Below are 23,194 nucleotides of genomic sequence, written 5' to 3'. Positions count from 1 at the left end.
TTAAAGACAGTAATCGCGTATATGCCAAAAAAATTATTACAAAAATTTATGCCGAAGCCTGAAACAATACGTAATCATAAGTATTTACGTATATTTGGCAGCTTATTAAATGATCCCAATTTATGGACGTTGAATCGAAAATCAGCGCCAGGATCATTTGCTATTGGCCTTTTTGTTGCTTGGCTGCCTTTACCTTTTCAAATGGTTATTGCTGCAGGTATGGCCATTTATTTCAAAGTTAATATTCCCCTCGCCGTTGCGCTAGTTTGGTTAACTAATCCGATTACCATGCCGTTTATGTTTTATGCTGCCTACCTATTAGGTGCAAATATCCTCGGGATGGATACGACTGACTTCGCATTTGAAGCCAGTTGGCAATGGGTTGAAAGTTCAATCGGTACAATCGGTCCACCATTTTTGTTAGGTTGTGTTATTTTGGGGGCAATTTTTGCGTTAATCAGCTTCTTTGTGATTAAAAGTCTATGGAAATATTCGATACTATTTAAGTGGAAAAAAAGAAGCTAACCTAAACCGTGATATTGAATGAAAAGCCAGCATTTAAGCTGGCTTTTTACTTTCTAAAATCGACTTTAAGCAAGTGTGATTGAAACGAGAATACATGAGAGTTAGCTGCACATATTTATTCAGATGCTGATAATTTTCGATAAATCAGTACCACTAAGTGCAAACTTAACAGTCCAGAAAATGCAATGCAGAAAAACAGTAACGCAATCGATTCAACCAACGTCGGGTTATCAGCATAATTCCACCACCACAACGGCCAACAGATAAGACTCAATACAGTAAGTTGCATCATACACGCTCGGCAACGACCTATCTTTTGCTTAAAAATGGACTCTTCACAGTCATTGCAAGACATCACCACTCTCCTTTATATACTTCAAGCAGACTCATAGGAAAGGTGCTCTTTATTTAATAGTGCAAACGCGCATTCATCCCCCCATTTTCCTTTAAAAAATATGTTTTGTATAAAATGCCCTTCTTTTCTAAAGCCAAGCCGCATCAATAGTGTCATTGACCCACTATTTTCAGCATCAGTTGTTGCGGTAATTCTATGTTTTTTCAATACAGAAAATAAATAATCAATCACTGATTTCATCGCTTCAGTTGCGTAACCTTTTTTTTGTGCCGTTCTTGCTAAGGTAAAACCGACTTCAACCTGCTGCTCATCAACAAAATGTAGTGCGATATCACCAATTAACTGTTGCGAGTCTTTTTCAATCAAGGCCAATTGAAACCAAAGGCCTGCAACACCGAACATTTGGTAATCCATATTAGAATAAAACCGCAGGGCATCTTCTTCAGTGTAATCATTCCAGCTTTGGTATTGAGCAATGATGGGATCCGCTCGATAAGCTGCAAAATTAGCTAAATCATCAGATTGAAAAGCCCGTATTGTTAATCGTTGTGTATTCAATTGCGGTACTTGAATGGGCTTTTTAGTTGTCTTCATTCCTAATACCTTACCTTTTGTGAATGATTAATAGGTTAAGCATGTTTAATTCTAGCCACTAAAAAATCCACTGCTGCTTTGACTTTTGGCACATGGTAGCGGTGTTTTTGATAAATCAAATATACGCCAAAATCTTCACTTTGAGTGGCTGACAAAGGTGGCTCAAAGTGTAACTCAGTTAATTCACTACTGGCTAAAAACGGCGATAAAACCCAGCGTGGCATCATCAAAATACCTTGATGTTGTTTTGCCTTTGCAATTAGCCACTCCCCCACATTGCTAATCGCTGCAGCTGGTGCTGATACGTCTTGCCACTGACCATTTATTTTACTCAGCCAAGGTACACGACCATTTGGTGAGCGATAATATAACCCTTTATGATCTTGCAGCTCTGATGGATGTGTTGGCGTTCCCATTGTGTCGAGGTATTGCTGAGTTGCAGCAGGGATAAATTGATTGTCCATTAATCTAATCGCCATAACGCGATCATTTGGGGCATAACCACCTCTAATAGCGATGTCTACATCATCACGACCAACCGAGGACAATTCATCACTAAGCTCAATATCTAAAATAACTTTTGGGTATAAGCGAGAAAACTCATCTAAAAGCGGAATAAGCACTTCTCTGCCGATACCAACCATGGCGCTTATTCTCAGCTTTCCCATTGGCTCTGTTTGATACGTTCTTACTGCTTCATTGCTTTGTTCAAGCTGCAGCAAAAGTTGTGATACTTGTTGATAGTACTCTGCGCCAATCTCAGTCAATGATACGGCTCTAGTTGACCGTTTCAATAACGTCGCACCTAAGCTTGTCTCAAGATCTGCCACTCGCCTTGATAATGAAGAAGCAGGTACCGAAAAGCTTTTGGCTGCGTGAGTAAAACTGCCAGTTTCTACCACTTTGATAAAATATTTAAGCGCTCTTAATTGATCCATACCCCACCCATTATTGTCATAAAAGCAATAAAGAAAGACAATTAGCCCACTATATCTTATTAATAATCAAAGTAATAATACTGTTTATCTTATTCACACCGATACCTAATTATCGATCTCATTGAAGGAAGCAAAATGAGTACATTTACTGCAATTAACTTAGTCAAACGCCCACAAGGCGGACCAATTACTCAAGATATTTTTGAAATCGTATCCTTACCAATGCCAAAGGTTAACCCGGGGGAAATTCTCGTAAAGCAAAACTATATGTCACTGGATCCCGCTATGTTTGGTTGGATGCAACCAGATACTGACAGCTATATCCCCCCGGTAAACTTAGGTGAGGTCATGCGCAGTAGTGGCGTTGGCGAAGTCGTTGAAAGTCATCATCCTGATTTTAAAGTAGGCGATCGAGTGATGGGTATGATGGGTTGGCAAGAGTATTTCCACAGTAACGGAAAAGGCTTAAATAAAGTAGATGCACCTTTACCTGATGAAACTATTCTATCCGTGTTCGCGCTTCCAGGGCTTACAGCAACACAGGGGTTGTTCAATGTTGGCAAACCTAAAGTGGGTGAAACAATAATAGTAACAGGCGCTGCGGGCTCTGTCGGTTCTATTGTTGGCCAACTTGCTAAAGCAGATGGACTTCACGTCATTGGTGTTGTTGGTAGTGATGAAAAAGCCAATTGGATTGTTGATGAGCTGGGATTTGATTCAGCCATAAACTACAAAACAGCTGATTTAGCAGCAGAATTAGACAAGTTAGCTCCACAAGGTATCGACTTATTTTTTGAAAATACTGCAGGTCCAATTCAAAGCCTGATAGTAGACAGAATGAACCCTCACGGACGCGTAATGGTTTGTGGTCTGATTGCTGATTACAGTAAACAGACACCTGCGCCAGGACCAAGCTGGATGAACATTCTAAAAAGACGTATTACAGTGCAAGGTTTTACCATGCCAGATCATTATTCTGAAGTACCAAGCTTACTGGAAAAGCTCACTCCCTACGTGCTGCAAGGTAAAATCAAACACAGATCGCATATTCTGGATGGATTAACGTCATCTATTGAGGGGTTAAACTTATTCTTTAGCGGAGAAAATAAAGGAAAATTGATGGTAAAACTCTAGTTTTACATTAGCTTTCCAAGATAACGATCGCGTCTAACTATCGCGCCTATGTTTAATTAAACATAGGCGTGTTACTAATTAAATTATTTTCTCTAAAACTTATTTCGATTAGGAATAATGTCGATAGTGGAACTGAACTGTTCAAGTAACGTTTTTACGACTCTTTCTGAATCAGAATAAATTTGATCTTGGTGATTGGCTTGCAAATAATACAAGGCGTAACTTAACTGCGATGGTAACAAGCTTGCTAAGCGTTTCGGCGCTTCATAATAATAATGGTCAGGATAGTAATGGCAAGAAAACTTGTCTGCTAACAAGATGGTGTTTTCTTTTTGTAAATAATGAGACAGCAAAGAATGCGACTCTGAACGATATTTAAACTTAAAGCCTTTTGTCAGATCATTATTCTCTAAAATTGGCTGTAAGCGGTTAATGCCCGAAAAAATAATCCCAGCAAAATCATGATCAACAAAGCCAGTCTTTTGCATGCCATCCTCAATCCATTGATTCGGTTTAGCAGAAATAAACACAGCTTGATTAATCACAAGTGGAATTTGTCTGATTTCTTTTGGTGCATTGATTGGAAATAAGTTCAAACCAATGTGCACATCTCCATTAATAATTTGGTCTAAGCTATGATCATTCCAGTGAGTAAAATTAATCTTAGCTTTAGGTAATACCTTCTCAACTGTATCCATTAACGCTTTTGCAATCACATCAATAATCGGACTCGCAATTGAAAAATTAATTTCTCCATCAAAGTCATCTTGATTGAGAAAATCTTCAGGATAGAATCGTTTATCTAATTGAATAAGTTCGCTTGCTAACCCTTCACCTATTTCTGTGGCACGCACAGTCGGCACTAACTGCCCTTGCCCTTTGATAAACAAAGGATCACCTGTGGCATTTCGTAATTTGGACAAAACTTGGCTTACTGCAGATTGGGTTATACCTAATTTGGCCGCCGCAAGTGTTGTACTACGAGAGCGATATAACTCATTAAAAATTCGTAAGTAGTTTAAATTAATTTGTTCTGAATACTTTCTATACACACGCCAATACCAAATCAAAATTCAACACTGATATTAGCATAGCTTATAGCTGTTATAAGTAGCACTCGTCACATATGTTAACTAGGATTTGCGTCGTCTATTTAATAACGTAATCCATTTCACATATGTATCCAGGGGGAAGATAGTGACGACGCAGCTCAATGAAGCAGTTTTTTGCAAAGAAAACTTTGCTACCGTATTAAGACAGTTTCGTAAATCATACCGCTTATCTCAGCAATCACTTGCCGATGATTTAGCGACTAACCATAGCTTATTTAAAAACATCAATCAGTCAATGGTCAGTCTATGGGAAAAAGGCACTATCTTGCCTTCGCTAAATCGCAGAGTCGGTTTAGCCAACTTCTTCAACCAATGTTATCAGTATGACGAACATGAATTGAAAGTGGTTATCAAGGCACGTAAGCACAAAACTGCTATCAATGAAAAACCGAATATTTATAATTATAATATCAATCAAATCAAAGAGTTCTGGTTTGATGAAATGACTGAAGATGAGAAAGCATTAATCTATAACGCACATGCGTCTCAAAGTGGATATGACTTTAATGAAACCATCGAGCACATTGACTGTAAAAGACTAAAAGTAGTCTGCTTTTACTACAATAATTCAATCATCGGGCATTTGGCCTTTTGCGCAGCACAAAACGGTTTAATTAAGTTAGCCAGTGTGGTCGCTATCGATAAAAACATTAAAATGAATATCTTTAAATTCATCCAGACATTGTCATCTGACTTAATGTTAGTTATTCCAAGCTTTATTAAATATTACAGCCATATGCTCAATGATATTTACCTTGAAGAAATTAAAAATGACTCACCTATTACACTGCACGCTGGTAAGAGTGAGGTTGTTTTCAATAACCCGTTTGTTAAGCACGTTTTAGACGGTAATGATGATTTAGCCTTGCTTCGTTTCGAACAGCACAATGACTAATCAACCTGTTTTTCTCTGAACGATTTATTGCTAATCGATTTATAGTTAGTCGATTTATAGTCAGCCGATTTATAAGAATTACGCAAAAAAGTATAGCGCCTTGGATAAACGATGTATCACAAGTCGCTGTCTTTTCTGTGTAAACTTTACCGGTATGAACACTACCCAGATTCATCCAACAGCAAACTTAATCACTGAATTTAAAATTGAAAATACATCAATAACCACTATTACAACTTAGCTTAATTAGGCGTCTACCATCTTATCAGCACTCACATTAACTAAGTCAGCCCAACTTTCTAGAACATTTATAGCCTGGTGACAATGATAACTGCTGCACTACTTCAGATAGATGTTCAGATAGATGTTCAGATATATGACTAACGTGTTGAACTATCTAATGCTGTTAAAGCGAATAACATCTTTATGTAAGCCATAAGCCATATTTACACCTGATGTATGATTTATGAAAAACTGAATCCAACCGTTATTAATTCCAGCTTCCCAGTCATTAATTTCACCGTAACGATTTAAATAGCGATTGACCTTTGAATTAATGCCTTCTTCAGTTTCTCTACCTGCCGAATCGTTATACCAAGTTGAAGTTACGATACCGTTTCTCTCATAGAAACCACATTCCCAATTATCAAAGACGATTTTATAAAATTCACCTTCTTTATCAGTACGCTTTTCTATTTCAGAAGAAAATGACTCAAGTATTTTTAAACCTTCATCTAAACTAATCCCTAATGGAATATGTGGTGACTCTAATTGCATGATACTCCTTACGCATAACGCCACGCCAAGCGTGCAAAAAAATTGTTTGAGGAAATAAGCAAGGAACATACAAGGCTAACTGTATTTGGCCGTTCTTGAGCGCCTTGAATGTGAATTTTATTCGTGATATTTACGAATGACAGCCACTTTTCCATCCTCAATTTCTAGTACTTCCATCATTGTTTGAGAGTACTCAATAGGCTGATTATTTTGAGGGTGAATACCTTTAGCGTAGTCTTTATATCTAATGGCAATAGCTGATTGATTGAAAGTAAATACGTCTAATAATTCAGCTTTGTACTCAGTATGAGCACCTAAATAGAATGTCATCCCTTTACGCATATCACTTTTACCAGACGGTAAGCGAGAATCATCTGTAACCCAAGGCAGATGCGAGTGACCAACATCGTCGGTTAATAATGCTAAATATTCTTCTAATTCTTTTTTTGTAGCTGTCGGGCTTTGCGTGGCGACCATTTTATCAAAATACAACTTCGCAAACGCATCGAGATCTATTTTTGAATCATTAGCTAATAACGAACCGGAAAACAAAATAGTCAATGAAAGTATCAATAGTTTGTTCATAAGAAGTCCTTTTCTAAGATTTACATAGCGCCTACTAATGGACGCATAAATACCTGGCTAAAATTATCGACGTATAAGCGCAAGCCAAGCGTTTTTCGTCCTTTTGGGTAACTTGTTAGTTGCCAACAACACCTATCGAAATCAAATAGACATATAGATACGGAATAACTAAAGAACTAAGAAGAACTAGCACCCCAATATAAAGGTAATAAGCTTCTTTTTCTGTTTCAACATAATCATAATCCTGTTCAACTTCAGCAAACTGTTCATCAGCATCTTTGGGTTCTACACCATCTGCAATTGCGGCTTCTTTCATCTTTGCTATCTCTTTGAGCATATTTTCATGCACTTCCATAGCAGATTTATGAATATCGGACTTAAACTTATCATAATTTAGATAATGCCTATGAGCATGATAAGCCCCAAAAAACCGTAGCAAGTGCACAAAGTACTTAAGAGTTCTGAGTTTTGAAAATCAACAATATTATAGGTAACTAGGAAAATAGAAACAGCAGAAATACCAGACAAGGTTTCACCGGAAACTTATTAAACTGTTTTGATTTTATCCTTATCAAAAAGGTTAAAAATGGTTCCGGCAACGATTAAGCCACAATAACAAAATGCCCAAATTGGCACTAAACTCTCCTTGGCAACTAACGCCCAGGACAGCGGCGAGTAAAACTGGCGCTTGTTTTGCGGCTTTTTGCAAAACAAGTGACAGTTTGACGAGTCTGTTGCTGCTTGTTAAGTGGCATTTGCACGATCTATCTCTTCTAGTTTCTTTAAAGCAAACCGTCCTCTTTCAGATACTGCTTGGGACTTATCTGATGCAAACTTTTCAGCATAATCCCTAGCAATGTCTCCAATATTTGATAGATCTCGTATCAAAATCTCTGCTGAAATACGCCTTACAATTGAAGACCTATCTTCCGAAGTGAGGTTGAGTAAAGTTAGCAATGATGTTTGAACACTTACTTCCCGTTCTGCGACGATAGGTTTTAGCCTACCTTCGCAATACCTTATATCTGTCCATTCCCATTTTCTTCCTTCAATCCATGATATCTTGCCTTCAAATAAGCTACGGTAAGCTTTAGCACGAACCGAAGGCTGAGCTGCTCTACTCGCAATATTTTCAATGTTTTTATCAAGAATTGGTGTTCGACCAAGTTGAGAGAATAGAGAAGGCATTGGTCCAGAGGTAGATGAAATCAACTTTGATCTTAGTGATTCAGCTATTTCTTCGTCACAAATTATTTGTAAGAGAACATTTTTATCTTCTTCCTTAATCCTGCCCCATGAATTCCAATTAGATAGCACGATACAAAGCGCTTCAACAACAAATTCTGGGGTAGTCGCCTTTGCAATCTCAGGAAGCTTTTCCCTTGCGGCCTCTCTAACTTGAGGCACCCAATCATTAAGCCTACGCACCGCAAGAGAAAAAAAGAAAGTATTCGGTGCTGCCCCAGATAGGGCTCGAAGCGCTTTTTCACGCTTGTAACCATCCCAGCTGATAAGATCAAGCCAAGTTACTACTTCCTTGGGTTTTGACCATGCCTTCCATTTAGGGGGAATAGATTCCCTTATAGCTATAGAGAATTCTGAACGGATAAACCGCTCCCAGTAGTCAAAACTCGAAAGAGGCAACTGAGACGTGACTTCAATTAGTTCAGACATATCAGCGACGACTTTGCTACCCGAGTTTATCGAGCTAGCAAAAGTTCTCACTGCTGAAATAATCTTATCTTCCATAATCTGTGATTGTTGCACGTACTATTCTTTGCCTCTTAACACCGTATTAGCGAGAATTCCGATAAACACCCTTAGGTACTTTACCAAAAACTTGATCACTAGCAGCTCTATTTATTAATAATTTTAATAACTTAACAGCCACTATTATCTAAATCAATCAGCTTAATTAAGGATAAAAACGAGAATGGAGTTAACCGAGAATTATTTTGGGTGATTATGTAAGTAGTTTTATTTTAAAAAGCAATTATTTCAGCAACTTAAAAACCTTTAAATAACAACTGAGAAGGTTTATTTATTTTGGATTAAGGCATTTATTATATTTAATGATAAGAACCATTAACAATGGGCGATAATTAATTCAATGACTTACCACATCAAGAAGAAGCAATTCTCGAAAACACGAGGTTTGAGTGGGTTGCAATTCCTTCTGCACTATTAGGTTAATGTCGTGGCTACACTCGCGAGAAACCATGTCTATTTAATAACTCGCTCATTTAATATCATCGGGGAATAATAGTTGCGACACTAACTATACACCTGTACAACCGCCGCCAATTATACACAAACATATACACGTGTAAAGCAAAGGTATTAATCCTTGATTAATGATCAAAGTTTCCTTTACCCAATTTGTCTCCACATGGAAGTCCGCTTTAAAAACCGCTACCCGGTTGCTCTAAAAACCTCAGTTCTTCTTCTGTAGATTCACGGCCTAACAGCATGTTTCTATGAGGGTATCGTCCAAACCTTTCGATAATCGCTAGATGTTTTAGCTCAAATTGATAATTAGACTCCAAGCCATCTTGTTTAAATAACGTTAATGCTTGCTGGTGAATCGATAGTGATTCGCTGTGCATGAAAGGCATATACAAAAAACTTCGCTCTGTCGGCTTGAGCCGTTTATCGTCACCACAATGAATAGCTTCTTGCGCCAATACTAAAGCCAGTGAGTCAGAAGCAAAGGCTTTGGATGAATCTCGATAAAGGTTTCTTGAGAATTGATCTAATACAATGATTTCTGCTAAACGACCTAACGCAGTATTACGCCAATGGAATAACTCTCCGGCTGTAGCTTGACGGTGAAAATGATTAAATTGTTGCTTAATCGTCGCATCAAATTCCTTGTCTTTTTTAAACCATAAACCCGAGTCAATATCAGTAAACCAAAACTGAATAATGTTGGCAGCATCGCCATTCAATTCATGACTTATTATGCAATTACTCATCAACTAATCCTTTATTGTTTTATTCGTCATTTATCTTCATTTTCATGACTAATTTCAGTAACTCAACAAATATATGCTAGGTTTAATTTAGACACTTAGTCATCTTTTACTAAGTCATTTGATAGTAGGAATTATGGACCTAATATGGCTAATACTCCCGACACGTCTTCCAGCAAGTCTATCAGACAAGATCCTCTTATCGAAAAAGTGCTCAAGCGCAGTCCTTCAAATATTGCAGAAACCTTTACTGATGAACAGCTCAATGCAATAAAAATGGCCTTAGGCCCAAATACTTGGGGAGGCCATTTTTTAGATAGTCGAGGAACCTTTAAATTTCCCTTTATCAAATGGCGATTTTATTACGTTTTTTTACTGGGCAAAAACAAGCGTGCTTACACCCGTCGAGAAAAGAATATGTCAATGTTAATGATGTTTGCCACCATCGGAGGGTTTATTTTGATGAGTACCTTATTCGGCTTATTACTTTTATATCTATTGAAGTCTTGGTTAGGTATAGACCTATTTCCTGACACCTCTTTAGGTATTTGGGATGCTGTTAAAAGTCGATTTGAATAGTGAGGCAACAAAATAAACGCGCCTCAGCGCGTTTATTTTTGCCTTTATCGGCCAGCTAAAGCTGTAGCAGGTGCTATTTTTGTTGCTTTATAAGCGGGGTAAATTGTCGCTAATAAACTCATGACTAACCCCATTGCCACAACAACTATGACATCTTGCTGTTGTAGTTGAGAAGGTAAAAAATCAATAAAATAAATATCAGAAGCGAGTAACTGTATTCCTAAAGTTTGCTCTATTGCACTGGCGATAGCACTCAGGTTCGTTGCTAACAACACCCCAATTACAGCGCCGATAGTGCAGCCTAAAAAGCCATTCAACCCACCTTGCATAATAAATATTGACATTATTGCTGGTCGTTTTAGGCCCATGGTCATCAAAATAGCAATTTCAGAGCTTTTGTCCCTGACAGCCATCACAAGCGTAGACACAATATTAAAACAAGCCACAGCAATCACCAGAGCCAGCACCAAATACATTACCATTCTCACAAGTTGAATATCTTGATACAAATGCCCTTGTGAGCGAGTCCAATTATTTAAATGTAAGTACTGACTTTGGGCATAGCCTAAATCTCGAGTAATGCGTGGCGCACTAAATACATTATTAACCGTGATCCTAAGCCCTGTTGCTGAATTGGCTGGCAGTTTAAGAATGTTAGCTAAATATGCCATTGAAACATAAGCCTGTGTTGACTCTATTTCGCCACCAACATCATAAACTCCCGCAACAATAAAGCGATGACTCTTTGCTGCCGACAATGTATTTGATTGGCTCATATCAGGTGTATACATGGATAAGGTATCGCCAATATCTAAACCCAATTTATCGAGTAACGAACGACCTAAAACGATATTATTTTCAGCTACTGATAAGGTATTCCATGTTTCTTCTGGCATAAATTCAGCAAGAGTTGAAACTGACTGCTCATATTTAGGCTCAATACCGTTAAGCACAATTCCTTGGAAACCACCCGGTTTTTGCACTAATCCCTGCATTCTGATAAATGGCGCTGTAGCAACAATATCTGGCATGTGTGTGGCTGTTTCAGCAATCGCTTGCCAATCATGTAGCGGCTCATTAACGCTTAACAACTCACCATGGGAGACCACACCTAACAAACGTTGTTCTAATTCTCTTTCAAAGCCATTCATTGCAGAAAGAACCAGAATTAATACAGCCACACCAAGGGCAATCCCTGCTGTAGAGGCAAAAGAAATAAATCCAATAAAACCATTCGATTGTCTAGCGCGATAAAATCGCCAACCTATCGTTAGCGGTAATAAAGACTTCATTAATGCTTGTCCGCTGCTGTTGGTTGAACCGAAATATCAGCCATGTCTTGTAGAACTCCATCTTTCATGGTTAGCTGGCGATCCATTTTCGCCGCTAATTTATAATCATGGGTTACGACAACAAACGCTGTGCCAAGTTGATGGGCAAGTTCACGAATAAGCTCGTATACACTATCGCCACTGCTTGCATCAAGGTTGCCTGTAGGCTCATCAGCCAAAACAAGTTTAGGTTTGTTGATTAACGCTCTAGCAATGGCTACACGCTGGCGCTCACCACCAGATAGTTGTGCGGGTATATGTTGAAGTCGATGACCTAGCCCTACTCTTTCAAGTAATGCCTGCGCTTCTTGTAACGTTTGTTTTTTATCACGACCTTGAATGAAGGCTGGCATCGCCACATTTTCAATCGCTGAAAATTCAGGCAATAAATGATGAAACTGATAAATAAAGCCTAAATCCTGATTGCGAATTTCAGCTTGTCTTGAAGCCGATAAGGTATACAAATTCTCACCATCCAGTGTCACTTCACCCGATGTTGGAATATCTAAAGTGCCCATAATATGCAGCAAGGTACTTTTACCTGAGCCAGAACTCCCCACAATGGCCAGTTGTTCACCTTTGTAAACACTCAAATCGACATTTGACAGCACTTTTGTTGTCGTTTCACCGTCATGAAACTGTTTACAAACTTGGCTTACTTGCAGGATCACTGGGGTTTTATCATTCATTATTCATATCTCAAAGCAGTGGCAGGCTGAACCCGCGCAGCGGTTAATGCTGGATAAATTGTGGCAATTAATGTCATTGCTAGCGTGCCCACCACAATTATACTAATTTGGCTTAGTGATACCTCAACAGGTAGCATTTGCCCTGCGCCTAAAACTGATATGCCCAGCACATTTAAAATAATATTCAAATTCAACGTAATCATTACACCCACAATTGCACCAAGTGCGAGGCCAATAATGGCATTCAGTGAGCCTTGAACGATAAAAATGTTCATCACTGCTTGAGTAGTTAAACCTTGTGTTTTTAACACTGCGACATCGGTAGTTTTGTCTATCACCATCATCACTAGCGCTGACACAATGTTAAATGCTGCAACGGCAACAATTAGCGATAACATCAGCGACATCATGTTCTTTTCCATTTTAACGGCTGCAAACAAATGTCCGAACCCTTCACGCCAATCACGAGTGGTAATTGATATGCCTTGTTGAGCGAGATCTGCAGTGATTTTCTCACCCACTTGCGGCGCAGAAAACGGATCAGCTAAATACACTCTTAGCTCGTTAATCTCTTTAGGGTTAATTCGCATTAATCGCCTTGCATCTTGGTAATGAACATACGCAAGTGCGGCATCAACTTGTGATCCCATTTCAAATACACCAGCCACGGTAAATTTACGCTGACTAGGTACTGGTCCTAACGGAGAGTAAACCACTCCATCACCGCTTAATAATCTGACTTTATCACCAATATTAATAGACAGTTTACGGGCTAATTCACTGCCTAAAACAATGTTATAACTACCGGCTTGTAGCTGCTCAAACGCACTTGAGTAGGTATTTGCGATAATTGCAGATAAGTCCTGTTCATATTCTGGAAAAACCCCATACACTTGAACAGCACTGATATTTTGATTGGATTGCACCATCGCCTGGGTGGTTACTGATGGGGCAATGCCATGGATACCATTTTGTTGAACAATAATACTGGTATCACCTTGCCAATCATTAAACCCAGCTTCTGAAACTAAAGTTAATTGCGGAACTGCACCTAAAATACGCTGTTTAAGTTGACCTTCTAGCCCATTCATCACAGAGCTAACAATAATCAGTGCAGCAACACCTAAAAAGATACCTGATACGGCAAAAAAGGTAATGAAGGATGCGAACGCATTCGCTTTTCTGGTTCGCCAGTAGCGATAGCCAATGAATAATGAAAACCGAAAGTTCATAAAGGAAACGGCACCCCGAGTGTAGAAAGTAAATATAACGGCTTAGTGAGTCTATTATGCATGAAAAACAGCCGTTTATTTACGTAAGCAGGCTAAAACTTGCTAAATGATAAAGATGGGCATGATAATAGGGGTATTAGTTTGATAAATAAAGAGGCAAACCTTGTTCACTGAATCTAACGCATATTTTACTGTGCCTCATCAATTCAATGTTTATTTGGAAACTTGGCCTGAATCTAACGCTATCCCAACAGAAGAGGATCTTCGCTCAATGCAGTCTGTCGGGCTTAAGCTGCTGTCAGAAGTCAAAGAACTTGAAGCCAATTGCTTATTGCAGCTACGTCAATTAGATAATGAAGCAAAAGCTGTGGTCGACTTTTTAAAATTACAGTCACGTAAAGTCGATTTAGTGTTACAGCATGTGTTAGAAAAAGAAGTGCAATCGGGTGAGCGTTATCAAGGTACCCAATTTGGTGGCAGCGGTATAAGCATCGTCAGCCCTGCTCCCCTTACCATTGGCGATTACTTTAAATCTTCGATTTACATCAGCAGTGAACTCGTTGCGATATTATGTTTATGCCAAGTCAGTCAGTGCCAAAGCACCGAAAACGGCTACCTTGTAACATTCGAATTTAGCCAGATACTCGACTCTGATGTAGAGCAACTCGTCAAAGCCAGTTTAAATGTGCAGCAAAAAATGTTGAAAATGCGAAAACAAAGTCGCCAACAAGCCTCTGACTAATAATATTTGCCTGCAACTTGTTATTGGCTAGCTTATAATAGTAAGCCAATAATAAAGGCAATGAGGATGCTTGCTTTTATTCATATCCGTTACCAATACTTTTACTATTGAGTCCCTTATTAGTATCGGCTGGAACATCACACATTGACAGAAGTAAACTTAATAATTCAATGAAGAATTTTAGCGTTTTAACACCGCCTAGTGTAAAAAAAGGCCAACAATTTCAGACATTAGCAACACTAGGGGGCGTATCTCAAGCCATTACCCTGTCGAGTTTAATTCAGCAACATTCTGGCACAACTCTGATTGTCACAAGTGATACGCCAGCAGCGCTACAACTTGAAGTTGAACTCGGTTACTTATTGTCTCATTACGACGTCAATGTCTGCTTGTTTCCTGACAGAGAAACCTTGCCTTACGACAGTTTTTCACCGCACCAAGATTTGATTTCTCAACGGTTAGAAACCTTAGCACAAATGAGCCAAACACAACACAATGTTATTATTGTGCCAGTTAACACGCTCATGGTTAAACTGCCGCCTAAATCATTTTTAACTGCAAATGTCATGTTGCTGAAAAAAGGCGACACTTATAGTCTCCAACAAGTAAGACAACATTTAACAGATACGGGTTATTACATTGTTGACCAAGTATACGAGCACGGCGAATTTGCGATTCGTGGTTCTATTCTAGACATTTTTCCGACGGGGTCAGATCAACCATTAAGAATTGAGTTATTTGACGATGAAGTCGAGTCAATTCGATACTTTGATGCTGAAACCCAGCGTTCTCAGCAAGAAATAGACGCAGTAAGAATGCTGCCAGCAAAAGAGTTTCCTACTGACAGTGCCGGAATCGAAGGCTTTAGGCAGCGTTACCGTCGTCGATTTGAGGTCATCTCAAAAGAAGCAGAGTCGGTTTACCAGCTCGTGAGTAGAAACCTTATGCCTGCGGGTATTGAGAATTACCTACCACTGTTTTTTGATGAAACAGCCAATCTGTTTGATTATATTCCAGAGAACACTCAGCTCATTACACTGGGTGATATTGAACAAGCAAGTCAGCACCATTTAAGTGAAATCAACAGCCGCTATGAAGACCGTAGAGTTGATCCTTTACGCCCCTTACTCGCGCCACAAGAACTGTATCTGCTCATCGATGAGTTATTTGCACAATTCAAGCGCTATCAGCGCTCGCAATTTGCTCTACCTAGTGATGAAAATGACAAAGCGCAACACGCTAGTGTGTCTGCGCTGCCTGATATCAATGCCAATCACAAACTCAAGCAGCCATTAATCAGTCTGCAAGAATATAATCAAACACATCAACAATTGGTGTTCTGTGCTGAATCAGAAGGTCGACGTGAAGCATTAATTGAGTTGCTAGGCAAAATCGATATTAAGCCTAAGTTGTTCAATCATTTAGATGACTACATCAAGGCAAAAGATCCTATTGGGTTAATTGTCTCGCCACTATCACGAGGCTGTGTTATTCACGATACGCCTAAAGGTGATATCAGCGTTATTTGTGAAACTGAATTATTCGGACAACGGATTTCTCAGCAACGACGTAGAGAAAAACAAAAGCAAGTCAGCTCTGATGTATTAGTCAAAAATTTAGCTGAATTAAAAGTCGGTGAACCTATCGTTCACCTTGAACACGGTGTTGCGCTATATCAAGGCTTAGTCACACTTGATACTGGTGGTTTAGTCGCTGAGTACTTACAGCTTGAATATACTGGCGGCGATAAATTATATGTTCCAGTATCTTCACTGCACCTAATTAGTCGTTACAGCGTGGGCGCCGATGAAAGCCCAACCTTAAATAAACTAGGTAACGAAACGTGGGCTAAAGCCAAGAAAAAAGCCATTGAGAAAATTCGTGATGTTGCCGCTGAATTACTCGATGTTTACGCCCGAAGACAAGCCAGACCTGGCGATGCAATGAAAATTGAAGCTGAAGAATATGCCCAATTTTCTCAAGGTTTTCCTTTTGAAGAAACTGTCGATCAAGAAACCGCAATCGAAGCTGTGCTTGACGATATGCAAGCGCCAATGGCCATGGATAGACTGGTTTGTGGTGATGTCGGTTTTGGTAAAACTGAAGTTGCTATGCGAGCCGCTTTTGTCGCGGTCAATGCTGGCAAACAAGTGGTTGTATTAGTACCAACCACCCTGCTTGCTCAGCAGCATTATGAAAACTTTAAAGATCGGTTTGCAGACTGGCCTGTCGTCATTGAGGTCATGTCACGTTTTCGCTCTGTAAAAGAGCAAAATGGGGTGCTTAAACAATTGTCAGAAGGCAAAGTCGATATTGTTATTGGTACCCATAAATTACTCCAAGCTGAAGCCAACTTTGACAATTTAGGCTTACTTGTCATTGATGAAGAGCATCGATTTGGTGTCCGACAAAAAGAAAAAATTAAAGCACTACGGGCAAATGTTGATATCCTGACATTAACAGCAACCCCAATCCCACGAACCTTAAATATGGCAATGTCGGGGATGCGAGATTTATCTATTATCGCAACCCCACCAGCAAAACGCTTAGCTGTAAAAACCTTTGTTCGTGAGTACGATATTGCAACGGTACGTGAAGCTATACTGCGGGAAATACTGCGTGGTGGCCAAGTTTACTTCTTGCACAATAATGTCGAAACCATTGAAAAATGTGCCCAAGACATTCGCGAATTATTACCTGAATCTCGCGTCGTTACCGCTCATGGTCAAATGCGAGAACGTGAACTTGAGAAAGTCATGTCAGAGTTTTACCACCAACGATTTAACGTATTAGTATGTACAACCATTATTGAGACCGGTATCGATGTACCTAGCGCCAACACAATCATTATCGATCGTGCTGATAAATTTGGGCTTGCACAATTGCACCAATTACGGGGACGTGTGGGTCGCTCGCATCACCAAGCTTATGCCTATTTAATGACGCCACATCCAAAATTAATGAGCGCAGATGCTCGTAAACGACTCGCCGCAATTGATGCCTTAGAAGATTTAGGCGCAGGCTTTATGTTAGCCACACAAGATTTAGAGATTCGTGGTGCGGGCGAGCTCTTAGGTGACGAGCAAAGCGGCCATATTTCTAAAATTGGTTTTAGTCTATATATGGAAATGCTGGAATCAGCAGTTAAAGCATTAAAAGAAGGCAAAGAGCCGTCGCTAGCTTACATGCTAAATTCACAATGTGAGATTGAATTACGTATTCCAGCCCTACTCCCTGATGACTATGTGTCAGACGTTAATATGCGTTTGTCTTTATATAAACGTATTGCCAATTGCGAAACTGAAAAAGTGCTAGATGAACTCAAAGTTGAATTCATTGATAGATTTGGTCTACTGCCAGATCCTACTCGCAACTTAATGGAACTAACCTTATACAAACACCAAGCAACAGCGTTAGGCGCCAGTAAGATTGAGATGCATGCCAAAGGTGGTAGCATAGAGTTTAATGACGACCATAAAATAGATCCTATGTTCATCATTGGTTTATTACAAAGCCAGCCACAAATTTATCGAATGGAAGGCTCAAATAAGTTAAAGTTCACTATCCCTGCTGAAACCAGCAAACAACGTCTAGACTTAGTGAAGACGTTACTAGAACAATTAGCTCAACACCGTATTGGAGAAACCCACTAGTGCTGCGTAACCTTGTTATATCAATTGCCGCTATCACAGCGATAAGTTCGTCAGTAAGTGTTCAAGCCAAGTCTTGGTTTGAAGTCGAAGTTTTCGTGTTTGAAAGACAATCTAACAGCCTAGAACAATGGCAAGAAAATGCCGCAGTTGCGCCTAATCGCAAAAATGTCGACTTAATTACCCCTATGATCAGTAACGACATCACTGGTGTTGCATTAGGGTTATCAGGCTGCACATCAACAGACTGGACGAGTGGTGAAGTTGATTGCCAAGATCCATTGGTCAGTGCCAATAAAACCACCTTCCCAAGTCAGGTGCCTTTTTCTATTGCTGCCGATGAACCTCAAGTCGCCTATTTAGGTGAAGGGCCAATTTTATTAGCTGAGTCCCAGAGCCAATTTGCCGAGATAATCAGCGCTGTAAAGCGTGAACGAGACGTGCGTAGTTTATTGCATATGACATGGCAACAAGATATGCAGTCCCGCAACCGTGCCAAACCGATTCGCATCTACGCAGGTAAAGATTTTTCAGAACAGTTCGAATACGCTGGCAACCCAGTCACAGAACAGCAAAAAGATGAGTTTTCAACTTTTGATTTCAGTTCATCATTTGGCAGCTTTATTGATGAACCCAAAACGACCCCAGTGTGGGAGCTTGATGGCAATATCAATATTTACTTAAGTCATTATTTATTTATCGAAACACGACTGGCGCTTCGTAAACCCATCCAAAAAGAAGTGGTGCAAAATGATTACTATCAATACAGCACCCAAGCGGAAAATGAAAAAGTATTAAGTCCATTTTTGCAATCTATCCCTATGGTGCAAAACAGACGAGTAAGATCAGGTGAAATCCACTACTTTGACCACCCTAAAATGGGGATTGTGATGCAAATTAGAAAAATGGAACAACCGACAACCACTAAGCCAGAAGATCTAGTTTTGGAAGAATCGCTTGAGGAAAGTGCTCAACCACTTAGTGATGATACTCCGACATTGATGACTGAAGGCAATGCAAACCATGAATCATTAAAGTAAGCGCAAAACTGATTGAATCTAATATAGTCTGGTCAGATGTTGAGCAAACGATTCCGTTAGCATGAGTATCACTAAACCGAATGCACATGAACAAATCTGTTTATGTCATTCGGTTTTTTATTGGCCAGTTTACGCTTGTGAGTGTGTTATTTGATTGGCAAGTTGCTGGGCTTTTTGCCAACGCTCCTCACAACCTAAGGCGCTCATGACTTGTTCCTTATTTGCTTTAAGCTTGGTCGCATTAACACTTGGTGGTGTTTGCGGCCATTCAAAATTAGCTAAAAGCGTGTTAACGCCTTCGGGGTCATTACACACTAAAATCATGTCACAACCCGCTGTTAAAGCCGCTTTAGCCCTACCGAGATAATCTCCCGCAAAAGAAGCTCCTTTCATACCTAAGTCGTCAGAGAATATCACTCCATCAAATTCAAGCTCTTGCCTTAATACCTTTTGCAGCCAAAAAGAAGAAAAACCAGCAGGATTGGGGTCTAACTGACTATAAACCACATGCGCTGGCATCACCCCATTGAGTAATTTTTTTCCCATAAGTTGCTTAAAAGGGACCATATCATGTTCAAATATTTGTGCTTGGCTTCGATTGTCTTCTGCCATAGCAACATGGGTATCCGCTTTAACACTGCCGTGACCAGGAAAATGTTTTCCTACTGCGGCCATCCCTGCTTCATTCATTCCTTCAATAAACGATTCAGCCAGCGCGCTCACTTGACTAGGTTTGGCACTAAAACTGCGTTTACCAATCACATCACTAATGCCGTTTACATCTAGCACTGGAGCAAAACTTAAATCAATGTCACAAGCAAGTAATTCAACTGCCATCAAAAAGCCCAGTTCTTTACTCCAGCTTTGCGCAAGTGTTATGTCTCCAGCGGCTGCGGGTAATATATCCCCCATGGCAGGAATAAGTGAAAAGCCCTCTCTAAACCGTTGTACTCGGCCACCTTCATGATCAACAGCAATCAATAATTCAGGACGTATTTGCCGAACAGATTTAATTAAGGCAATCAATTGTGTTTTATTAGAAAAATTGCGGGTAAATAAAATAATTCCGCCAACTTGTGGATGCGAGAGTAAGCTCGCCTCTTCTTCGCTAACGCTATGGCCAGCTAAATCCATCATTAAATAACTCACGAGAGCTCCTGTTTATATTGGCAGTACAACCTCATAATTGTTCATATTTATGAATAGTCACCCTTGAGCTCCCCCTTGCAATAACCTCAACTAATGTGAAGTATGTCGCATAAAAAAATCTAATGAACGAACTCGTAAAAAGTATGGGATACTCAGTAAAATAACTATCGTGATTTGAACCTAGATTATGTTTAAGCCATTAATCTAAACATGTTTAGTGGCGACTATTATGCAGAGAAATCTCCTATAGAGAAACAGTTAATAACGAAAACAACCCGCCTATTACTTGTTTTGTTATCTGCATATAGTGACACATTGGCGCAGGCTCTTATGCTGACAAATCTATCTCAAACGACACGACGAATATAATAAACGACTATAATAAAAAACGACTGAATTAAAGGTTGATAACAATGATTAGTGTATTTGACATGTTTAAAATCGGTATTGGACCATCAAGCTCCCATACTGTCGGTCCAATGAAGGCTGGTAAGTTATTTATGCAGCACTTAGCTGCACAAAATATACTTGCGCAAACCGATGAATTACGCTCAGAATTATTTGGCTCTTTAGGCCAAACGGGTAAAGGTCACGGTACAGGTAAAGCGGTCATTCTTGGATTAATGGGCGAAGATCCTGATACCGTTGATACTGACACCATCGACGCCATTTTAGAGCAAGTATCAGCCAATCAAACCCTAACGATTGCAGATGGACGAACAGTCAAATTTACCCGTGATAACGGGATTACTTATCATCGTCGTAAAAGTTTACCTGCTCACGCCAACGCAATGACGCTATATGCATATAGCGAAGGCAGCTGTATCTATGAACGTACTTATTATTCTGTCGGTGGCGGTTTTATTCTAGATGAAGATGAAATCACCCAAACGAATGCCTCACCTGCAACACCGATAAAATCAGCCCCTTATGATTTTGATTCAGCCACGCAACTTCTTGATGTGTGTTGTGAAAATGGTTTAAGCATTTCGTCATTAATGATGGCCAATGAACTGAGTATTGCTTCTGAAGAAGAGGTAAAACAGGGCTTATGGGACATCTGGCAAACGATGAAAAACTGCATCGAACGTGGTTATCAAAAAGAAGGTATGCTACCTGGTGGCCTTAAACTTCGTCGACGTGCACCCGCTTTATATCGCCGCTTACAAGCCGAAGGCCGTAATAATATGGATCCATTAACAGCAATGGATTGGGTCGATTTATTTGCGTTATCAGTCAATGAACAAAACGCTGCAGGCGATCGCGTCGTCACCGCTCCGACTAATGGCGCAGCTGGCATCATTCCAGCAGTGCTTTGCTACTATCACACCTTTGTGCAAGAAGTGGACATTGATGTATGTTGTCGTTACTTACTCACTGCCGCTGCTATCGGTATTTTGTATAAGAAAAATGCTTCTATTTCTGGTGCTGAAGTGGGTTGTCAAGGCGAAGTGGGCGTCGCTTGTTCAATGGCAGCTGCAGCACTAACAGAAATTATGGGCGGCACTGTAGAGCATGTAGAGAATGCGGCAGAAATCGGTATGGAGCATAATCTTGGATTAACATGCGATCCTGTTGGCGGATTAGTGCAAGTACCATGTATTGAACGTAATGCAATGGGCGCTGTAAAGGCGATTAATGCCTCTCGTATGGCGTTGCGTGGCGACGGTAACCATAAAGTCACACTTGATAAAGTGATAAAAACAATGATGGACACCGGTAAAGACATGCGTAGTAAGTACAAAGAAACGGCCAAAGGTGGCTTAGCAGTCAATATCGTTGAGTGTTAACCTATCCACAATAAATTGTTTTTTGCGGAGTCACCAAAAATGGTTCCGCATCCCTCTCCCAAAGCTCACTTTCGCTTTTTTTGCTCAAATCATGAACGCTACGATTGTTTTTTACATAAAAATGCCTTTATATGATGAAAGCATTCATCAATAAAGAGTAATCAATGAAAAATATTATCTGCGATATCGATGGCGTTTTACTGCACGACAATAAACTGATCCCCGGAAGTGATAAATTTATCCACAGAGTGCTCGAGCAAGGCAATCCACTGGTTATTCTTACCAACTACCCTGTTCAAACAGGAAAAGATTTACAAAACCGCCTTGGCGCTGCTGGCATTAATGTTCCTGAAAGTAGCTTTTACACTTCTGCAATGGCAACGGCGGACTTTTTAAAGCACCAAAAAGGCAGTAAAGCATACGTTATTGGTGAAGGCGCCCTGACTCACGAGCTTTACAACGCTGGCTTTACGATTACTGATATTAACCCTGACTTTGTGATTGTTGGTGAGACTCGCTCATTTAACTGGGACATGATCCACAAAGCGTCCCGTTTTATCGCTGATGGTGCTCGCTTTATTGCTACAAACCCCGACACTCATGGTCCAGCATACAGCCCTGCTTGTGGCGCTTTATGCTCACCAATTGAACGCATTACCGGTAAAAAGCCATTTTATGTGGGCAAACCAAGCTCATGGATAATACGTTCGGCGCTAAACCACATTAAAGGCCACTCAGAAAATACCGTCATTATTGGCGATAACATGCGCACCGATATATTGGCAGGTTTTCAAGCAGGTCTTGAAACGATTCTAGTCACCAGTGGTGTCAGCCAAATGGCAGATATCGACAAAGAACCGTTTAGACCTAATCATGTGTTTAAATGTGCAGGCGATATTGACGTCGTTTAATTTCCGACAAAAACTCCATTTATCTACTCAAGTCATCCACTCAGCTAAAATTAGCCTCTTAGGTATCAAGATCTCTGAGGCTAACTAGCATAATCCCATATTTACATCAGCAAAAAAGTTATTTAACAGTTTAAATAACTGAATATTTCTCTGATTAACATTAGGTAACATAATTTCAAGCCTTCTCTATTGAA

22 protein-coding genes are annotated in these 23,194 nt (G+C 39.8%); 9 read left to right on the top strand and 13 right to left on the bottom strand.

All coding sequences use genetic code 11. The features are described 5' to 3' along the window. Positions 1-21: 21 nt before the first annotated feature. Positions 22-525 carry a DUF2062 domain-containing protein gene (locus tag AB4128_RS08230; protein ID WP_055023400.1) on the top strand — a complete coding sequence of 168 codons (504 nt, stop codon included), beginning with the start codon at positions 22-24 and terminating at the stop codon, positions 523-525. Positions 526-640: 115 nt separating this feature from the next. Here AB4128_RS08230 and AB4128_RS08225 read toward each other — a convergent pair whose 3' ends face one another. Genes AB4128_RS08225 through AB4128_RS08215 form a run of 3 tightly spaced genes read right to left on the bottom strand, consistent with a single transcriptional unit; the run spans position 641 to position 2,412 of the window. Beyond that, a complete protein-coding gene (locus tag AB4128_RS08225) occupies positions 641-880 on the bottom strand; it encodes a DUF3624 domain-containing protein (protein WP_080915986.1) in 240 nt (79 codons plus the stop codon). A 21-nt stretch (positions 881-901) separates the two neighbouring features. Continuing rightward, entirely contained in the window at positions 902-1,474 is a 573-nt protein-coding gene (locus AB4128_RS08220; RefSeq protein ID WP_372037416.1) for a GNAT family N-acetyltransferase, read from the bottom strand. Between the two features lie 35 nt (positions 1,475-1,509). Beyond that, positions 1,510-2,412, bottom strand: a complete 903-nt coding sequence (locus AB4128_RS08215; RefSeq protein WP_119968686.1) for a LysR family transcriptional regulator — start codon at positions 2,410-2,412, stop codon at positions 1,510-1,512. A gap of 135 nt (positions 2,413-2,547) precedes the next feature. On the opposite strand from AB4128_RS08215, the gene AB4128_RS08210 reads away from it, so the two are divergent. Beyond that, positions 2,548-3,546, top strand: coding sequence for an NADP-dependent oxidoreductase (locus tag AB4128_RS08210; RefSeq protein ID WP_372037415.1), 999 nt, complete (start codon positions 2,548-2,550; stop codon positions 3,544-3,546). Between the two features lie 92 nt (positions 3,547-3,638). Here the strand turns inward: AB4128_RS08210 and AB4128_RS08205 are convergent, their stop codons facing one another. Then, entirely contained in the window at positions 3,639-4,598 is a 960-nt protein-coding gene (locus AB4128_RS08205; protein ID WP_055023405.1) for a LysR family transcriptional regulator, read from the bottom strand. Between the two features lie 145 nt (positions 4,599-4,743). On the opposite strand from AB4128_RS08205, the gene AB4128_RS08200 reads away from it, so the two are divergent. Then, the gene (locus AB4128_RS08200) at positions 4,744-5,553 is read left to right on the top strand and encodes a helix-turn-helix domain-containing protein (RefSeq protein ID WP_055023406.1); all 810 of its coding nucleotides are present in this window, start codon (positions 4,744-4,746) and stop codon (positions 5,551-5,553) included. A 393-nt stretch (positions 5,554-5,946) separates the two neighbouring features. Here the strand turns inward: AB4128_RS08200 and AB4128_RS08195 are convergent, their stop codons facing one another. The 5 genes from AB4128_RS08195 to AB4128_RS08175 all read right to left on the bottom strand — a co-directional run bounded on the left by AB4128_RS08195 (position 5,947) and on the right by AB4128_RS08175 (position 9,890). Continuing rightward, positions 5,947-6,330, bottom strand: coding sequence for a hypothetical protein (locus tag AB4128_RS08195; protein WP_080915991.1), 384 nt, complete (start codon positions 6,328-6,330; stop codon positions 5,947-5,949). A gap of 117 nt (positions 6,331-6,447) precedes the next feature. Next, positions 6,448-6,915, bottom strand: a complete 468-nt coding sequence (locus tag AB4128_RS08190; RefSeq protein WP_055023408.1) for a nuclear transport factor 2 family protein — start codon at positions 6,913-6,915, stop codon at positions 6,448-6,450. A 115-nt stretch (positions 6,916-7,030) separates the two neighbouring features. After that, positions 7,031-7,231 (bottom strand): hypothetical protein, encoded by a 201-nt coding sequence (locus tag AB4128_RS08185; RefSeq protein WP_372037414.1) that lies wholly within the window; start codon positions 7,229-7,231, stop codon positions 7,031-7,033. 428 nt (positions 7,232-7,659) lie between these two features. Further along, complete coding sequence (locus AB4128_RS08180) at positions 7,660-8,682, bottom strand: hypothetical protein (RefSeq protein WP_372037413.1); 1,023 nt, start codon at positions 8,680-8,682, stop codon at positions 7,660-7,662. Between the two features lie 635 nt (positions 8,683-9,317). Continuing rightward, the gene (locus AB4128_RS08175) at positions 9,318-9,890 is read right to left on the bottom strand and encodes a DUF924 family protein (RefSeq protein ID WP_372037412.1); all 573 of its coding nucleotides are present in this window, start codon (positions 9,888-9,890) and stop codon (positions 9,318-9,320) included. A gap of 144 nt (positions 9,891-10,034) precedes the next feature. Here AB4128_RS08175 and AB4128_RS08170 point away from each other — a divergent pair, with 144 nt between their 5' ends. Next, a complete protein-coding gene (locus AB4128_RS08170; RefSeq protein WP_055026280.1) occupies positions 10,035-10,466 on the top strand; it encodes a hypothetical protein in 432 nt (143 codons plus the stop codon). Between the two features lie 44 nt (positions 10,467-10,510). Here AB4128_RS08170 and lolE read toward each other — a convergent pair whose 3' ends face one another. The 3 genes from lolE to AB4128_RS08155 are packed head-to-tail and all read right to left on the bottom strand — an operon-like array spanning position 10,511 to position 13,718. Beyond that, positions 10,511-11,758 carry a lipoprotein-releasing ABC transporter permease subunit LolE gene (gene lolE / locus AB4128_RS08165; RefSeq protein WP_080916002.1) on the bottom strand — a complete coding sequence of 416 codons (1,248 nt, stop codon included), beginning with the start codon at positions 11,756-11,758 and terminating at the stop codon, positions 10,511-10,513. Continuing rightward, positions 11,758-12,486: a lipoprotein-releasing ABC transporter ATP-binding protein LolD gene (lolD, locus tag AB4128_RS08160; RefSeq protein ID WP_372037411.1), complete on the bottom strand. Its 729-nt coding sequence runs from the start codon at positions 12,484-12,486 to the stop codon at positions 11,758-11,760. Before lolD ends, lolE begins: the two co-directional genes overlap by 1 nt. Continuing rightward, complete coding sequence (locus tag AB4128_RS08155) at positions 12,486-13,718, bottom strand: lipoprotein-releasing ABC transporter permease subunit (protein WP_119969654.1); 1,233 nt, start codon at positions 13,716-13,718, stop codon at positions 12,486-12,488. Before AB4128_RS08155 ends, lolD begins: the two co-directional genes overlap by 1 nt. A 163-nt stretch (positions 13,719-13,881) precedes the next feature. Here AB4128_RS08155 and AB4128_RS08150 point away from each other — a divergent pair, with 163 nt between their 5' ends. From AB4128_RS08150 to AB4128_RS08140, 3 genes are all read left to right on the top strand, one after another. Continuing rightward, complete coding sequence (locus AB4128_RS08150) at positions 13,882-14,460, top strand: hypothetical protein (protein WP_372037410.1); 579 nt, start codon at positions 13,882-13,884, stop codon at positions 14,458-14,460. 170 nt (positions 14,461-14,630) lie between these two features. Beyond that, positions 14,631-18,113, top strand: a complete 3,483-nt coding sequence (gene mfd / locus AB4128_RS08145; protein ID WP_372037409.1) for a transcription-repair coupling factor — start codon at positions 14,631-14,633, stop codon at positions 18,111-18,113. Then, positions 18,113-19,150, top strand: coding sequence for a peptidoglycan binding protein CsiV (locus tag AB4128_RS08140; RefSeq protein ID WP_372037408.1), 1,038 nt, complete (start codon positions 18,113-18,115; stop codon positions 19,148-19,150). Before mfd ends, AB4128_RS08140 begins: the two co-directional genes overlap by 1 nt. A gap of 129 nt (positions 19,151-19,279) precedes the next feature. Here the strand turns inward: AB4128_RS08140 and nagZ are convergent, their stop codons facing one another. Beyond that, entirely contained in the window at positions 19,280-20,299 is a 1,020-nt protein-coding gene (gene nagZ, locus AB4128_RS08135) for a beta-N-acetylhexosaminidase (protein WP_372037407.1), read from the bottom strand. 413 nt (positions 20,300-20,712) lie between these two features. On the opposite strand from nagZ, the gene AB4128_RS08130 reads away from it, so the two are divergent. Next, positions 20,713-22,089: an L-serine ammonia-lyase gene (locus AB4128_RS08130; RefSeq protein ID WP_055026287.1), complete on the top strand. Its 1,377-nt coding sequence runs from the start codon at positions 20,713-20,715 to the stop codon at positions 22,087-22,089. Between the two features lie 164 nt (positions 22,090-22,253). Beyond that, positions 22,254-23,000: an HAD-IIA family hydrolase gene (locus AB4128_RS08125; RefSeq protein ID WP_055026288.1), complete on the top strand. Its 747-nt coding sequence runs from the start codon at positions 22,254-22,256 to the stop codon at positions 22,998-23,000. Positions 23,001-23,194 lie beyond the last annotated feature (194 nt).

The organism is Shewanella sp. 10N.286.52.A9, assembly GCF_041468985.1.
In the GTDB taxonomy this organism is placed as follows: Bacteria; Pseudomonadota; Gammaproteobacteria; order Enterobacterales; family Shewanellaceae; genus Shewanella; species Shewanella japonica.
Note: the sequence above shows the minus strand (reverse complement) of the source record. Positions and strands in the feature narration are given on the sequence as shown.